This is a genomic window from Pantanalinema rosaneae CENA516 (genome assembly GCF_050753385.1).
In the GTDB taxonomy this organism is placed as follows: Bacteria; Cyanobacteriota; Cyanobacteriia; order Leptolyngbyales; family Leptolyngbyaceae; genus Pantanalinema; species Pantanalinema rosaneae.
In genome coordinates, this window is sequence record NZ_JBLZFZ010000011.1 from 53,064 (window position 1) to 67,440 (window position 14,377).

Annotated in this window: 11 protein-coding genes; 2 read left to right on the forward strand and 9 right to left on the reverse strand. The window is 49.3% G+C overall.

Annotated elements, in window-relative coordinates; genetic code table 11:
- Positions 1-34: 34 nt before the first annotated feature.
- The 7 genes from ACN4EK_RS08500 to ACN4EK_RS08530 form a co-directional block, all read right to left on the reverse strand.
- The gene (locus ACN4EK_RS08500; protein WP_075600975.1) at positions 35-316 is read right to left on the reverse strand and encodes a hypothetical protein; all 282 of its coding nucleotides are present in this window, start codon (positions 314-316) and stop codon (positions 35-37) included.
- A 156-nt stretch (positions 317-472) separates the two neighbouring features.
- Complete coding sequence (locus tag ACN4EK_RS08505) at positions 473-1,447, reverse strand: strawberry notch C-terminal domain-containing protein (RefSeq protein WP_431657414.1); 975 nt, start codon at positions 1,445-1,447, stop codon at positions 473-475.
- A 158-nt stretch (positions 1,448-1,605) separates the two neighbouring features.
- Positions 1,606-2,370, reverse strand: a complete 765-nt coding sequence (gene istB / locus ACN4EK_RS08510; protein WP_431656493.1) for an IS21-like element helper ATPase IstB — start codon at positions 2,368-2,370, stop codon at positions 1,606-1,608.
- 24 nt (positions 2,371-2,394) lie between these two features.
- Positions 2,395-3,942 (reverse strand): IS21 family transposase, encoded by a 1,548-nt coding sequence (gene istA / locus ACN4EK_RS08515; RefSeq protein ID WP_431656492.1) that lies wholly within the window; start codon positions 3,940-3,942, stop codon positions 2,395-2,397.
- A gap of 124 nt (positions 3,943-4,066) precedes the next feature.
- Positions 4,067-7,555, reverse strand: a complete 3,489-nt coding sequence (locus tag ACN4EK_RS08520) for a strawberry notch-like NTP hydrolase domain-containing protein (RefSeq protein ID WP_431657415.1) — start codon at positions 7,553-7,555, stop codon at positions 4,067-4,069.
- 332 nt (positions 7,556-7,887) lie between these two features.
- Positions 7,888-8,511: a DUF6876 family protein gene (locus tag ACN4EK_RS08525; RefSeq protein ID WP_431657416.1), complete on the reverse strand. Its 624-nt coding sequence runs from the start codon at positions 8,509-8,511 to the stop codon at positions 7,888-7,890.
- 83 nt (positions 8,512-8,594) lie between these two features.
- A complete protein-coding gene (locus ACN4EK_RS08530; RefSeq protein WP_431657417.1) occupies positions 8,595-8,918 on the reverse strand; it encodes a hypothetical protein in 324 nt (107 codons plus the stop codon).
- 495 nt (positions 8,919-9,413) lie between these two features.
- Between ACN4EK_RS08530 and ACN4EK_RS08535 the strand changes: the two genes are divergently transcribed.
- Together ACN4EK_RS08535 and ACN4EK_RS08540 are read left to right on the forward strand one after the other, a co-directional pair.
- A complete protein-coding gene (locus ACN4EK_RS08535; protein WP_075600979.1) occupies positions 9,414-9,665 on the forward strand; it encodes a hypothetical protein in 252 nt (83 codons plus the stop codon).
- 50 nt (positions 9,666-9,715) lie between these two features.
- The gene (locus ACN4EK_RS08540; RefSeq protein WP_431657418.1) at positions 9,716-11,920 is read left to right on the forward strand and encodes an AAA family ATPase; all 2,205 of its coding nucleotides are present in this window, start codon (positions 9,716-9,718) and stop codon (positions 11,918-11,920) included.
- A gap of 58 nt (positions 11,921-11,978) precedes the next feature.
- Here ACN4EK_RS08540 and ACN4EK_RS08545 read toward each other — a convergent pair whose 3' ends face one another.
- Together ACN4EK_RS08545 and ACN4EK_RS08550 are read right to left on the reverse strand one after the other, a co-directional pair.
- The gene (locus ACN4EK_RS08545) at positions 11,979-13,073 is read right to left on the reverse strand and encodes a serine/threonine protein kinase (RefSeq protein WP_075600981.1); all 1,095 of its coding nucleotides are present in this window, start codon (positions 13,071-13,073) and stop codon (positions 11,979-11,981) included.
- A gap of 251 nt (positions 13,074-13,324) precedes the next feature.
- On the reverse strand, positions 13,325-14,302 hold the full coding sequence (locus tag ACN4EK_RS08550; protein ID WP_431657419.1) for a hypothetical protein: 978 nt from the start codon (positions 14,300-14,302) through the stop codon (positions 13,325-13,327).
- Positions 14,303-14,377 lie beyond the last annotated feature (75 nt).

The window sequence follows — 14,377 nt, forward strand, 5'->3', positions numbered from 1 at the left end:
CCATTCAGGGGCTGATGTTCTGTTAATGATGAAATCAACAAGGCTGAATCACATAGGCATCCTCAAACCAAATTGCTCGAAAGCGATCGCCTGCAATCTGCCCAAGTGACGCATGGATCTGAACCTGTCTTTGGGTTACCCAGTCCTGAAGCTGTTGGTCATCGCCCATCATGAGTTTTGTAGCAACTTCAGCGAGAGCTACGGTTGGACTGGTTACCACTATCCAGAATTGCTTTTCTCCATCATAGGGTTGCAAGGATTCACGAGGCACTATATCTATTTGCCCCTCAAAGTAAGTTGTATTAATTTTGTTCATAATTGATCTCTCATAAAAGCCAGAGCACCCAACGAGGTACTCTGGGTTGTTTGTTAAGAGTGTTCAGTTCATCTCAGTGCCGTTTCGGTCATATGAGGCAAACGGGAAAAGGCTAAGGGAGGTCGTTAACCTAAACCCTTAACCTTCTAAAATGAGCTAGCGCAAGAGCGTCAGCACTTTTTCGATCACCTCTGTTCCCATTCTTTCGTTAGACGGAATAAACACCCTGCGTCGCCATGAGATGATCTCTGTGAAACACCCTGCTGCTTTGAGCTGATCGCAGAATGCATCAGAGACCGTTCCTGTTAACTCCAGGCGAAGTTCACTCATCACCGTTGATGACCGCAGTGACAGCCCTCCAGGAAGAGGAAAGCTTTGCCGTTGGGACATCACAACGTGGAAGATTTCAGAAGCAGAGAGATCGACTTGATGTAGCCCTAACGAAGCTGCAATGTGCTGCATCTTCTCTGGCTCAATCACTCGTCCAAGGAGTTGTTCTCCTGTATCTGTTTGGAGACGAAATACCCGTAGGTTCTCCGAATCCAAGGAATTCCAGATCGGCAGGAGCAATCCGCAGATGAGGAAGAACCGCTTTGTTGAGAAAGTAGGGGCTTCTGCCACCTCCTTTTCCCAGAAATGTTGCCATTCTTCCTGAGGAACCGATTGCCACGAGCTATGGGTTAGCTCTGCTTGGGTGATCTTGCTTCTTCCAGTTGGTCGCACCAATGCCATCCGTGGGACGACTGCTCCAGCTTCATCAACAGTTGATGAGGTAGGAATAGCCACCGCTGCACGGACTGACCGAGTGTTGAAAACCAACCGCCCTTGATGCTCCATGAAGAGCTGCAATGCTGCTGACGCAGACAGAACCTCTGTTGTCTGAGTTTCTTCAACCTCGACACAGATGGTCTCTGCACCGGATGCGTGGGTATAGACCACGTTACGGTTTAAGACCTCGAACTTCTCAGCTCTGAGGGTTTCTACCCCAAGCTCAAATGTTCCAGATGCGATCGCGGCCTCAATCCTGGTTTCAAGCAACAGCTCAAACACCTCGAACAAGTCATTCTGAAGCTGAATGGGTAGTGCCAGTAGCCGATTGAGAAACTGCTGAATGTTTGTGCATATTCTCATCACTTCGGCAGGGTCAACTCAGTGACTTCGGCACTGGATTCTCACCCAACTTCGGCAGGGTTAATTTCGTCTGCTTCGGCCGGTCAATTTGTTGTAGATCAGATCGCATGTGAGATCACCTTTGCTCCAAACGATAACATGATCCCTCTCTGGCTGAATTAGGCGATGGCATATTCAGCCGTATCGGGTTGAACCGAACTGGTTAACTTTCGCATCGACTCTCCTTTGAGAGACAGTCTCAGCGCATCGTGAACAATGCGGTCGAGCATAGCATCAGCCAGGGTGGGGTCTTGGATTTGTTGATGCCACTGAGAAACGGGGAGTTGGGTCGCAAACAAACAAGCCGCTTTGCGATAGCGTTCGTCCAACAGATCGAGTAGATCGCGTGCCTGTTCCTGGGAGAGAGGATCGCGCAACCAGTCATCGAGGATGAGCAGGTTGAAGGTGGCTAATTGTCGTTTCCACTTAGGCAATGATCCATCTGCTTTGGCAAGTTTTAATTCCAACAAGAGGTCTGCGGTTCTGAAGTAGCGCACACTGTGTCCCTGCTGACAGAAGGCGTCTGCCAACACCGAAGCCAGGAAGGTTTTGCCCACACCTGTGGGTCCGACAAGGATCAATTGAAGGTGTTGGTGTAACCATTGTCCCTGTGCCAACTCCAGAAACTTCACCTTGCTCAAGCCACGAGCGACGTTAAAGTCAATGTCATTCAAACTGGCAGTGGTCGTCAGTTGAGCTTGCTTGATGCGGCGTTGCAACCGTTGCTGGGCACGTCGCCAGTGCTCACGTTCCACCAACAGTGCTAGTCGTTCATCGAAACTGAGATCGTGATAAGTGCTGCTGGTCTGTTGCTCACTCCAGGCTTCGAGCATCCCGACCAGGCGCAAGGCTTTGAGTTGTTCAATCGTAGACGGATTCATCATGAGAATTGATCCAATGAGAAATAGTTAGGAATAGTACTGAGCACCCCGGACGTTTGCATGTTCAACAACCGGAACGACTGGATTGTCATCCGCCAAGGGTTCTTTGTCCAACTGGGTTTGCAGCATGGAGCGGATGCGACGCAAACTGACAATGCCAAACACATTCGCCCGATGACAAGCCGCTTCCAGCCGCGCCGTGCCATACTGCGTTGCTAGAGACTGCAAACCTCGCACGGTACGAAACGCCTGCTCTTCATGGTCTTTGCGTTCAAACATTGCCTCCACCTGGCTTGTCGTGTGGCGTCCGACCTGTTGCGCCCAGGCTAAAAAGCGTTCTTTCGACTGGCGTTTGTAGGCCCAATGTTCAGGCGGCATATGGTCGGGTAGCGTCGTGTGGCGATGGGGCAGGCGGCAGCGTTCGTGGGCAGCAATCCGCTTGCCATCGTGAAAGATTTCGACCATTTGCTCAGACACCTTGACTCGCACTTCGTGCTGCACAAACCAATAGGGGACGGAGTAATAGTGCTTTTCGACCTCAATGTGATAGTCCAGGTTGACCTTCGCTGTCTTCCAGTGGGCAAACGTGAAGGGTTGAACCGGTAAAGGAGAGAGGGCAGGTTGGTCTACTTGCTCAAACAATACCCGTCGCGACACCCCATAACCGGGCATCGTCCGCTCATTTAACGCCTTCAGCCTCTGGGCAATAGCAGCATTAAGGTCGCTCAGTGTGCTGAATTGCTCGTGCCGCAACGGTGCCAGCACTTGTCGTTCTACCTCCTGCACTGCCTTTTCGACCTTGGCTTTGTCACGCGGTTTGTACGGTCGAGCCGGAATAATGGCGACCCCATAGTGCTCGGCGAACTCCTGGTAACTCGGATTAATGCCCGGTTCATACCGACAAGGGTCGGTGACCCCGGACTTGAGGTTATCCGGCACAATGCACTGCGGCACACCACCGAAAAACGCTAGTGCCCGCTGGTGCGACCCAATCCAGTGCGGTAATTCCTGCGTAGGTGTAGCTTCGGCGTAGGTGTAGTTGCTCGCTCCCAAACAGGCGACAAAGATTTGGGCTGCCATCACTTGTCCGGTTTCCTTGTCCTGCATGGGCACCGTCAGCCCGCAGTAGTCCACAAATAGCTTGTCACCTCCCTTGTACACCTGCCGCATCGACAACTGGTGCCGCACCCGCCACTGGTTGTACCAGCGGCAAAAAGTGGCGTAGCTACAGTTCCATTGTCCTTTGTCCAGTCCCTCCTGCCACAGCAGAGCTAGCGTCACGCCTTTATGCTGTAATTGGGCATCTACCGCACTAAAGTCAATCGGTTCCGCCCGCTGTTCGGGGTTCTGTCTTCCTTTGCCCAGCGCCGCTTGCGCCTCACTGTCACTCAACTGGGTCAACTCGGTATAACTCAGGTTCTTGGCAGTGGCGCGACGAATGTAATCTTGCACGGTTGAGCGTGCCACCGCACAGCTTTGGGCGATCTGGCACTGGCTATAGCCCAGATCGTGAAGTCGCAAGATCTCTCGAAATTTTGCCACAGGCAGTAATCCTCCTTGTTGCTTCCGTTTCATATCCCCGCTACCTCCGCTTGTCGTTGACAGCGAGTGTAAAGGGGGTGCCGAAGTTTGTGAGAATTACCTGCCGAAGTTCGTTGGGAATGGGGTGCCGAGGTTTGTGAGAATCACCCGCCGAAGTTCAGTGAGAATCACCTGCCGAACTTTGTGCGATTTTGCAGTTTGGCAGATTCTCCCTCAATTGGCCTTCATCAGTCTTCAGGGCTAGCCCGGTTGAGGCTTCAAAGTGAGCCAATGAACAGCACTTCACCTGCCCCGAATAAAGGAGCGTAAAGAGGTGATGGAGGGCTGCTGCTGCATAGATCGATTCCAAGTTATCCTTCGGATCAAAGAGTCCTTGACCTCCGGTTTGTCGTTGACCTCGTGTGAGTGCCCCTAGTGCATCAAGCCGTCGAGCAATGGTTGAGATAAACCGCCGCTCTCCGCGCACATCCGTAACAACAGGTCGAAAGATGGGAGCGATCGCCTGGTTCGTCCGGTGACTCCGGCCTAACCCTTGAATCGCGTTATCTGCTCTCCAACCTGCTTCCAGCAAGTAATGCACCCGTCGCCTTGTATTGCGGCAGTTCAGATCTGCATGATACGAACGTCCTGTGCCACCCGCATCGCTGAAGATGAGCACCTGTTTTTCGTCACCCATGAAAGCGAGGGCTTCATCCAAGTTGGCTGAGCCTGGGCGATTACTCACAAAGAGCCGTCCAGTTTCTCGCTCACAAAGAATGCGTTGCGATCGCCCTGTCACTTCTGCCACACGATCATGACCAAAGTGATGAATCAACTGATCCAATGCTCCTGGTAAAGGAGGCAGGCTTGCTAAGCGTTCAATGAGTGCATCTCGCTGGGCTACCGCTTCACGAGACAAAACCGGATTCCCATCAGCATCAACAACCGGACGAGACAAAACCTGTCCTTCCTCCGTGGTGTACTCCTCATAGAGATGTACCGGAAAGGCATGAACCAGATAGCTCATGACGTTCTCGCGGGGAGTGATGTCGATGTTCAGATCCTTCCATTCCTCTGTCGGGATCTCTGCTAAACGTCGCTTCATCAGCTCTTCGTTCGTGGAGACAACCTGGATGACCACTGCCATACCTGCTGCCAGATCCGATTCAATCGCTCGAATCAGGATGGGGCATTTGATCGATGTGATCAGATGATTGAAAAACCGTTGCTTGTGTGATTCAAACGCAGATTTCGCAGCCATCTTTGCAGCTCGATTGCGCGTGCTACCATCACGACCGACAATGTTGCAGATTTGGAGGGCTTGCTCTAGATGATTGTGGATGACGATAAACGCATCCGCGTAGGCATCGTAGATAGCAATCTGCTCAGCGGTCAGCGGAATGTCTAAAGCTTCATACTCCACCCCTTCAAAGCTGATGTTCCGAGCAAAGTAAAGCCCTAAGGCTTTCAGATCCCGACAAACCACTTCCATTGCAGCAACACCACCAGACTCGATCGCGGAGATAAACTCTGATCGGCTCGCAAAGGGAAAATCCCCTGTTTGCCAGAGTCCCAACCGTGATGCATAGGCCAGATTGCTCACTTTCGTTGCACCCGTGGCAGAGACATAAAGTACCCGTGCCCCTGGTAGTGCATGTTGTAAGCGCAGACCCGCTAAGCCTTGTTGGGAAGCTTGCTTGAGTCCACGACCCCCTAACTCTGCGATCGCATTACCCATCGCGTGAGCTTCATCAAAAGCGATCACCCCCTCAAAATCAGACCCAAGCCAATCAATGATTTGCTCTAGCCGTGACTTTTTACCCTGCCGACTGGTGCCGCGCAGCGTAGCGTAGGTTGTGAACAGAATGCCTTGAGCGAGAGAAATGTCGGTTCCTAAATTGAACTGTGACAGCGAGTAAACCTGGGCTTCATCACCTCCTAAAGCAGACCAATCCCGCCGAGCGTCTTCGATCAGTTTGTCTGACTTTGACACCCACAGTGCTTTGGTTCGCCCCTGCATCCAGTTGTCCAAAATAACACCAGCAACTTGGCGACCTTTGCCTGACCCCGTACCGTCTCCCAGAAACCATCCTCTGCGGAATCGCACCGCATCGGGATCGTCGCTGCTACAAACTTCAACCGAGTCAAACGATTTATCAACCTTGTAGGCTCCACTCAAAAATTGCGTATGAGCCTCACCCGCATAAACTACACTTTCCAGTTGCGCCTCTGATAACAGCCCCTCAATTACCTGTTTAGGTAGCCGAGGACGGTAGGTTGGTGCAGGTGGACGCACTGATGCCAGAGCAACGGACTCACACAATGTCGTTGGATGAGGTTTTGCCCCTTGAATCGCAATGCGTTGAGGATGATAAACCTCATAGAGCGTCGCTTCCAAGGATTTCTTCTCAGTCACCTTAATGAGGGTGTACTGGAGTTCAGTGACCTCATCCCAGATTGAGATAGGGGTTGCCGCAGGGGACTCCGAGAGTGGTGGTTCCGGCTCAGGCAGTACTTCCGTAACCGACGCAGACTCCTCAATTGGGCGAGTGCTTCGTTTCAGACAGATGTCGAGTTCTGGGACAGAAATCACCTCTGGGGCAGAGACCTCATTCACTGGCTGAACTTCACTTCGTGGGGGAAGCGACTTCAGCAAGTAAGCAACCTTAGCTATCTCTAGCGATCGCACTTTGGTTGGCTGCTGATTCACGGGCAGAATTATCCATTCCGTGCCGATGTCCAGGGTGACAGGTTCTCCCTCAGGTGCTTGCTTATCAATGATCGTCAATCGAGTTTCGATCGAAGTGCCATGTTTGGCATAGACCTCACCCGACAGCACGACTGTTGCTCGCACACACACCTGATCTTCCAGTCCAGCAAAAGCTGATTGCCAGAATGAGGAAGTAGGAGAAAACCAATGTCCGGTAATCAGTACCATACGTCCCCCTGGCGTGAGTCGAAGGAACGCTGAGCGCACATGTTTCCCTGTAGCCTGAGGATTCCGCCTGTCCTGTTTCGGGGAAGCCGAAAAGGGAGGGTTCATCAGTACAACCGACGGGCGGATTGTCTCAGGTAGAAAGTCATGAATCTGTTCCGCATTAAACGGGTAGATTGGACTTTTAGGAAACAAGAGCTTAAGAAGCTGTCGTCTGCGATCGCTTAATTCATTGAGAACGACTTCAGCTCCCCGTAATGAGCAGAACCGAGCCAGAATGCCAGTCCCGGCTGATGGTTCTAACACGAGGTCTTCTGCACGAATTCGCGCACAGTGCGAGGCAACATATGCTAATTGCAGCGGTGTTGAAAACTGCTGCATTGCGATCGCCTCTTCACTACGACGAGTATGTGTGAGACCTAAACTCTCCAAACGAGCAAACTGCTGAAGTACAGTCATAGCTGGGAGATTCCTCAGGTGCTCGATGTAATACGGCAACATGAACACCAGCGAAACTTCCTGGGCTTCGTAAGCATCCTTCCACTGCCATTTTCCTTCCGCATCTGAACCACCAAACTCCTTTTGCATCAGAATTTTGGCTTGGTTGTTTGGTAGTTTTTGATGTTTCCAGAAAATACGCGCCATCTGCCGCGCAACCTCTAGGACTTTAACCTCATAAGCGACTTCTACAGGTTCGATATCTGCGAGAGTCAACTGCGTTACATCTTCCATAACCGTTTCCTCTGTGTAGGACGAAAGGCTGGAGAACCTGAGGATCCCTTGCCTTTTCCTGTTCGCCTCTACCCATGACCTGGTTGTTGAGATGTCAGTATTAACTTGATCACAGTCTTGAGTTATGTCATTTTTCATATCGATTTCCATAAAAATGGGGATTTAACCAATTGGTTAAATCCCCGCATGTTGATGAGTTGCTGAAGTACCAGTTCAGCAACTCGATTTCTTGGCTGCATCGTTAACTACGGTGCAGCACCTTATTGTTTGTGGATCTGGCAGACCTCTTTTCTGGCTACCAGAGTGCTAGGTGCGCTAAGGATGATAATTCCTTAGATCTCTACAGGTAAGAGTGCAATGTGGGCTGTTGCTTCTGGTGTTTCTGCGAAACAGGTTGATTGCACCCATATTTCTAGGAAGTCATGAGGGCAGTTAGTAAAGCCCATACTTTCCTCATAAATAACTTTGTTGTTTTCATACTCACAAGTAAGAACGGACGGATTGCCAGAGCTTCCTTTCAGTCGCCATACTTGATGCTCGTTCCGTTTCGGATGATACTTGACGGTTGGGTAGTTTTGGAGCACAGCGATCTTCTCAAATAACCATTGAAGACCTCCATGATCAGCTACCGCTTTTGTTCCGTCGGAGAGTAGGAAATGAGGGAAGAGAAGTGAGAACCGATGATATCGTGTTATCCATCCAGAATGGCATAGATCACTCAAGAGCCATCCACGCCTCATGTGCTCTAGGAAATCATCAAAGCTTAATGACATAAGCACCTTGATGGCTTTCCCAATATAGTGCTGGCGCTCTCTTGGATTTAACCATGCATACTCGGCTCTATCCTCATGAAGGCAGATTTGAAGGCTTTGGATAGCTTCCAAGACCTCGGAACTGAGGGGTTTTCTTTTATAATGCTTATCTTGTTGAGCAAGGATTTGAGTTGTGTTATTCATATTTTTATTCCAATGAAAAGGGGGATTCAACCAATTGGCTGAATCCCTAGTTTTTGGGGTTACTGAAGTATCAGTTCAGAAACCTACTCAAGATCTGCACCGTTGACGTGCTTAGTAACGTGCTTCGGTGTGGCTTTTGTTTTTTGGCGTAGCTGCCTAGCACTGAACCGTTCAGAGATAACTCGTTCGAGTTTCTCGACCTGACCCGTGAGATCGGTCAGGGAGCTAGAGCTGGGCAATTTCTCCATATGAGTTGCAATGACATTGAGGGTCTCATGCACTGCTTGCAACTTCTTTCCTGGACGCAACCGCTCTAACCAGTCCGCTGCTCCATTCACTATGGAAGGGAAGTACACACCGATAGCGAAGCTACATACAGGCAATAGTCGTTCGTAGATGTTTTCCATCTTTTCTCCTTATTTTTTACGTTAATGTTTTCCAAAAACACATTCCAGTTTTGGAGTGTGTTCTTGTTGCCAGAATATGGCGCGACGAATTTCGCGATATATTCCGGTTGCTTTAGTTAGCAATTTGGTAGAGGCATACTTCTGCACAAGAATTCAGTGCTTTTTCTAGGAAAAGGTTTCGGCACGTTTCTTGTGATTTTTTGCGGAAAAACAGTACTGCTTTTTATCAGAGAACTGTTTAGGGATGACGAGGAGATGCTGCGTACTTTAGAGGATTTCCACAGACTATCTCGGAAATAATTCCTGGCAATATTTCCGCTAATAAATACCAGAAAAAAGAGCGAGAAACGTTCCGTTTTCTTATCCCGGTAATGCTTGACGGGAAACGTTTCGAGAGATGATTTCCTAAGGGGAAATCAGAAGAAAAAGCATTACACTAACGGTTTTATCTTAGCAGATACAATAGAATTTGAGTTGTTGAAAAAGGATTGATTTATGCTTGCAATTGCGAGAGTTAAATCTCCCCGCTACTACATTGATACAGCACAAAAACAGGATGAGTTTGATCCGACGACGAAGGGCGAGCCACCAGGTCGATGGCTTGAGACAGCAGGTGCCGTTTTTCTTGGGCTTGCTGGTCGAGTTAAACGTTCTGACTTCCTTAGTCTGACTCAAGACTTCTCGATAGGTGAGAAGACACTCATTCATCCTGCTAAGGAAATACGACGAGTACCAGGCTGGGACTGACCTTTTCTGCCCCCAAAAGTGTAAGCCTGCTCTGGATGGTGGCAGACGTAGTGACAAGACTAATCATTGAGCAGGCCCATGCTCAGGCGATTGCAAAAGCGATTGCGTATCTTGAGCAGGAAGCATTTGGCGGCGACAAAAGCCTCATTATTGCCTCTTTTCAGCAGGGGAGTAGCAGGGAAGGGACAAATTCCATTCCTGATCCGCTGTTGCATACCCATGCGATCGCCTTACCGATGGTTTATGAAAAAGCCAGTGGGAGGATCGAAAGCCTATACCCTTATGCCAAAGCACTTTACCGTCACAAGATGGCAGCGGGAGCCGTGTACCGGGCAGAGTTTGCAGCACAATTGCAACAGAGCTTAGGGATTTCTCTCCAACGTGAGAAGAGCTGGTTTGAGCTAAAAGGCTTCTCCCGTGAAGAAGGAGTCTATCAGGAACTGATGAATCATTTCTCCTCACGTCGTCGTCAGATTGAGGCAGCAAATCCGCAGGATGCGATCGAAGCCCAGAAAATTGCCTATGCAACCAGGCAACGAAAGGAAATAGCTATTGCTCGAAGTGAACTATTTGCTCAGTGGCAAGAGACCAGTGAGCAGTATGGATTTGGTCAGAAACAGGCACTTAAACTTCTCCATGCTCCACGAGAACGAACAACAGTCCGGCAGAAGTGGCAGGAGTGGCGAACACTGAGGGAAGCTGCAACCGCCGTTGTGCGTCATCAGAGCCACTTTACCCGACGCGATATAGTGCGGGCTATTGCTGAAGCGGCTCAAACCAGAGGATTGAATAGCTACGATGTGCTGAGACTCACCGATAAGTATCTTGCCTCTCGACAAGTAGTGGCGTTGGGTCTGATTGATCGGGATGAACGGTGGGCTAACAAACGGCTCTATAACTTGGAAAAGCAGATGCTTGCTCAGGTGCGAAAGTTGGAGCGAGATACTACGTTTCGGGTTTCGACTCGTTATGTGCGATCGACAGCAGAAAATCATCGTCTAACCCATGAGCAGACGCAGGCACTTGACGCGATTACGGCTAGAGGGCGAATTAAGGTGCTTTGTGGGCTTTCTGGAACAGGAAAAACTCATACCTTGGCTGCTGCCTATCAAATCTGGAAAAGCCAGGGGTATGAAGTGGTAGGAGTTTCCTTATCAGGTAGACAAGCCCAGCGGCTTACAGAGCAAACTGGTATCGGACAGCAGAGTTTTCTTTCCAAGGTTTTTGTGGGGGAGAAACAGCAAAGTGTGACGCTCTCGAAGTTGTTGTGGGATATCGAGAGGGCAGCAGAGAGTCAGCGCCGCTACGGTAGCCGTTCCGTTGTTGAGTCGCCTCTGTCTACAAAGACCGTGGTAGTCGTCGATAATGCTCAAGCGATCGGTGTTTCTCATATGAAGCAGTTAGTTGATGAGACACAAAGGGCAGGTGCCAAGCTGGTGCTTTCTGGAGACTTACAGCAACCCCAGGCGTATGAGCATAGCGGGGCACTAAAGGCGATCGCCCAGAACGTAGGGACCGTAGAACTTAAAAGGATTCACCGCCAGGAAGAGCCGTGGGCACAACAGGTGGTGCAGAAAGTAGGGGAAGGTCAGGCGAAAACAGCACTGGAGTTATTGGCTGACCGAGGGCTGCTCTCCATCGCTGAGACTAAAGAGGCTGCAATGTTGGCTGTGATTACTGCATGGTCAGAGCGGGGGATGAAGCGACCTCACGACCACCTCATCATTGCTGAGACTCAGGAGGATGTTCAGACTCTTAACCGTTTGGCTCAAGCCAGGTTAGTTGAGGCAGGGTATCTCGGAAACTCTGCCGTGCGGGTGGGTGCGGAACATATCCGGCGAGGAGAGCGGATTAGGTTCCAGGAAACATCCCGCACCTATGGCGTGATGAAGAACGGTATGGGAACCGTGAACCATATTGACCCGATTACTAAGGTTGCGCTGGTGCGACTAGATACCGGAAAAATGAAAGCGATTAATGTACGGCATTATTCCGGGATTGAGCTAGGGTATGCCGTAACGACGACTGATGCCAGGAATATGGAGGTGAGGCATTCCTATGTCCTTACCCAGGGCAAAGGACGGGATGCAGCCCTGGTACAGGTATCGCGAGCAAAGTCTGAGACGAGAGTGTTTACCTATTCTCTGGATAAAGAGGTGGAAGCATCCCTGAAGCTTGCACGGCAAATGAGCTGGGAAAAAGCAAATGAACTGGCAATTAAGCTTGAAGAACGAAGGCTGGAGCAAGAGAGGTAGCACCCCCGATTTCATATCTGATTATCTGTAATAATCAAAACTTAATCTGACGCTTCGATTACTCCTCATCCTCTAACCTTCTTGGTCGTATCATATGACGAAGCTCATCCACGTCATCAAGGAGGTCACGTTCTCGTTGATAACGCTTTTCAGGATCGATAGCTACGCAACGTTTAACTATTCTGTCTATCAGGTGCCACGCATTAACTGGAAGTCGGTTCTTGTCAATGTTAAGAATGCTGGCTGCATGACTTGGAGGTTGGAACCTTTTCTCCATACCTTCGATGTCTTTTTCGGTTAAGTTATCGAAGTATCCCCCATATCCTCCATAAGGATACGTGAGCGTTAAAAGTTCGTACCAAATGACACCAAAACTAAACTGATCACTGCGATCATCAGCAAAGCCTTGTTCGGACTTTCTCGATAGTAGTTCTGGTGCTCGGTACTTGGGATGAGTCCCATCTCCAGGATCTCGATTCATAGTGTGTTCTACAAGCCACGCACTTCCAAAATCGATCATCACGAGTCGGTTGGGGTTACGTTGAAGAATCAGATTGCTTGGATCAAGATCACCATGAACTATATTTAGTCGATGAAGTTGTCGTAGTCCATGGGCAAGACTGATCATTAACAGACAAACTTCATAGGCAGTCGGTCGAGGTTCACATTTTATCCCTGTTTCACGCTTCTCAGCGCATATCAGCTTTCTCTGAATACATTTATTTCCCTCACGTTCACAGCGATGGCCGTTTTGGACACGTTTTAAATAGCGTCCTAAGTCTTCACCGTCAGTCCATGAGGTAACGAGGTAAACTCGTTCATTGCCTATCCGGTAGTAGCTATAAATAACGGGAAGCCTGCCATCGTTTCCCGACAAGCGTTTCAGTTTCTCAATGAGTCCTGGCGGTCGATTCCTGTTTCTGGTATCTAGGTTTTTGCCATCAATACCTAAGATGCACCACATCTCGCCTCTGTTTTTACTCCATCGATCGAACGCCATATACTGTTCACGTTTCCTTGAAAGGTCTTTAACGATGTAATAGGTCTTCTTCCCAAGAGTTAGAGTATGGGTGACGTCATAGCTTTTTCCGTGCCAGCGGACTTCTTCTGGCTCATCAAGTTTTTTAAGATATTTCCTACCCCATTCATTCACAGTACATATCTCCCCGTGTAATTGCTGTATCGGGACATGGATCTAAAGAATTGTGCGTGGAGGAAGTTATTGGAGATACTTGTCTGATGCTTTTTCATGAGGGGGCAACCATTTGAAGCGATCGCCACATTCGCTGTGATAGGGGCGGCGATCAAGACCACTAATATGGAAATTCACTGGAGAGTTTAGCCTTCCGGTTCTTGCATTACTCTCGCCCTCTCGATAGGCAAAAGGCTTTCCTTTTGGACAGTTTAGACAATTTCGTTGATTTGGGGGGGAGAGGGGGTTTGTCCACCTTTGGCTGAGGATACAATGTGCCGAGCTTCCTTTAAACCTTTGTGAAATGCAGCACGCGATCCTGATCCTTCACGATTGGAGACAGTAATTCCTTCATACACTTCTCGCCCAAGCAGAATAATACCGTAGGGGCTACGTCCACCTTCGACCTTTTCAAGGAGATGGCAGTATGCAGCCATACGAGCATAGTGCTGTCCTTTCAGCTTCCGCGTTGACGCATTCTCATCTCTCCGTCTCCATACAGGTATACGTAAAGACCCTTTCTTAAGGACACGCCACGGTCTTCCTGCTACTCGATATTTGCGGTCTCGGAGCGGCTCTTGATAAGAAACTGATTCAAACCCAGCAGCGAGTAGATCCCACCAATTTACAGATTCATTATCAGTTAACTCATTAGGTTCTTTTGGCCTTGCCCTCAACGCGGCAGCTCGTCTTGCTTGTAGAATTTTTATATCTGATTCTAAAGAAGATATATTTGAATCCGAATAATACACTTTAGGGATACGAAAAAGAGCAAAAAGATAGGCGATACCAGCAATTAGAAGGTGTAACCATGAATTGAAGCCTAAGAAGTAAATAACAACTGTTGCGACAAAAGCTATGACTGAAGTTACAATTAATCTTGTCTTTCGTAGTTGCTGTTGCTGAAGTAGTGATTCGTCTCTCTTTGCTACGCGAATTCGCAGTTCATTTATAGACCAGTTTAGTCTTGTTGCTATTTCACTGGAGTTGTAACAGGGTAAGTACTGGAGGTTCGTTCGCTGCTCTTCGTAATACTCGTCATCGTCCTCCTGTCCTAACTCATACGCGATGAGACCAGCTCGTGGGCAGAACATAAATTCAGTCATGGCGTGAACCCCGATCCAAGGGGTATGCTCACGAGCTATCAACCCTTCACCTGGACTACTCTTGCCGCTAGATGAATACGTCATGTCCTACCCCTGGTTCCATCGTCCTCCTGTCCTAACTCATACGCGATGAGACCAGCTCGTGGGCAGAACATAAAT

Coding starts and splice junctions, on each gene's coding strand:
- ACN4EK_RS08500 (WP_075600975.1), bottom strand. CDS start 316: ATGAACAAAATTAATACAACTTACTTTGAGGGGCAAATAGATATAGTG.
- ACN4EK_RS08505 (WP_431657414.1), bottom strand. CDS start 1,447: ATGAGAATATGCACAAACATTCAGCAGTTTCTCAATCGGCTACTGGCA.
- istB (WP_431656493.1), bottom strand. CDS start 2,370: ATGATGAATCCGTCTACGATTGAACAACTCAAAGCCTTGCGCCTGGTC.
- istA (WP_431656492.1), bottom strand. CDS start 3,942: ATGAAACGGAAGCAACAAGGAGGATTACTGCCTGTGGCAAAATTTCGA.
- ACN4EK_RS08520 (WP_431657415.1), bottom strand. CDS start 7,555: ATGGAAGATGTAACGCAGTTGACTCTCGCAGATATCGAACCTGTAGAA.
- ACN4EK_RS08525 (WP_431657416.1), bottom strand. CDS start 8,511: ATGAATAACACAACTCAAATCCTTGCTCAACAAGATAAGCATTATAAA.
- ACN4EK_RS08530 (WP_431657417.1), bottom strand. CDS start 8,918: ATGGAAAACATCTACGAACGACTATTGCCTGTATGTAGCTTCGCTATC.
- ACN4EK_RS08535 (WP_075600979.1), top strand. CDS start 9,414: ATGCTTGCAATTGCGAGAGTTAAATCTCCCCGCTACTACATTGATACA.
- ACN4EK_RS08550 (WP_431657419.1), bottom strand. CDS start 14,302: ATGACGTATTCATCTAGCGGCAAGAGTAGTCCAGGTGAAGGGTTGATA.